Raw genomic sequence first — 1222 nt, forward strand, 5'->3', positions numbered from 1 at the left:
GGGGTTCTACCCCATTTCCACGGACGGTTTGAAAAGGGCTGAAAACTTCAGATCTTGCCGGGCGACTCTACGACGCATTCGTGGGTTATGAAACCGCTCGATGTAGTCGAATAAATCCGCCCGTGCTTCATCACGAGTTCGATACGACTGATGGGCAACGCGCTCCCGCTTGAGCTGACCGAAGAAGCCTTCACAGGCAGCGTTGTCGCCGCAATGCCCGACTGCACTCATGCTGCAGACCAGCGTGTTGCGATTCAGAAAGCGCTGGTAGTCAGCACTGGTGAATTGGCTACCGCGATCCGAATGCAGGATCACTGACCAGTCACCCTGACGCTGCCAGATCGCCATCTCCACCGCTCGTATCACCATCTGCCGATCCTGACGGTGATGCATCGACCAACCGATCACCAGCTTGCTGTACAAGTCGAGCACCACGCATAGGAAGAGCTTGCCTTCCAGTGTGACTATTTCCGTGATGTCCGTGACCCACTTGCGCTCCGGTTCCTGCGCAGTGAAATCGCGCTCCAGCAGGTTTTTCACGCCTGCTGGACGGCCGCTGGCGGCTCTTCCAAACCCACGCCTCTTCCGACGTGGCCAGCCTTGAATTCGCTCAGCGGCCATCAGGCGAGCAACGCGGTTCAGGCTGACGGTTTCGCCCTCGTCGAGCAGATCCTCGTGCATCCGTGGCGCTCCGATCACACCACGGCTGTCCTCGTGGATCTCCCGAATACGCCTCACCAGGCGCGCATTCTCTTGAGCGCGTGGGCTTGGCTCGCGATCCTGCCAGGCGTAATAGCCACTGGCAGAAACCTTCAGGCAACGGCACATCAGCCGTACCGGGTACTCGTTGCGGCAGCGCTGGATCACCGTGTACCGCTCGATGACTCCTTGGCAAAGTACGCTGCCGCGTCTCTTAAAAAATCACGTTCCTTGGTCACCCGGGCCAACTCACGCTTGAGGCGGGCCAGCTCCTCATCTCGCGGGCTACCTGTTCCGGGAAAGGCCTTTTCTGTTCCTGGCTGGGCCTCTCGAACCCAGCGTGTGAGCAGGTTCGGAGCCACACCAATCTCCAAGGCCACTTGTCGACAGCTCGCCCCTGAACGACGAACCAACTCGATGGCTTCCCGCTTGAATTCAGGACTGTATTTCTTGCGCTTCATGAACACTCCTTCAGCTCGGTGTGAGCTTACTCGAAAGTGTCCGTGTTAACGGGGTAGAACCC

Annotated in this window: 1 protein-coding gene; it reads right to left on the reverse strand. The window is 58.5% G+C overall.

Going from position 1 to position 1222, the window contains the following annotated elements; genetic code table 11:
* Positions 1–6 precede the first annotated feature (6 nt).
* A protein-coding gene (locus B597_RS33545; RefSeq protein WP_152028153.1) for an IS3 family transposase occupies positions 7–1160 on the reverse strand; the annotation gives its coding sequence in 2 pieces (ribosomal slippage) (positions 7–914 and positions 914–1160; 1155 coding nt in all).
* Positions 1161–1222: the final 62 nt, after the last annotated feature.

The organism is Stutzerimonas stutzeri KOS6 (genome assembly GCF_000307775.2).
GTDB lineage: Bacteria > Pseudomonadota > Gammaproteobacteria > Pseudomonadales > Pseudomonadaceae > Stutzerimonas > Stutzerimonas stutzeri_B.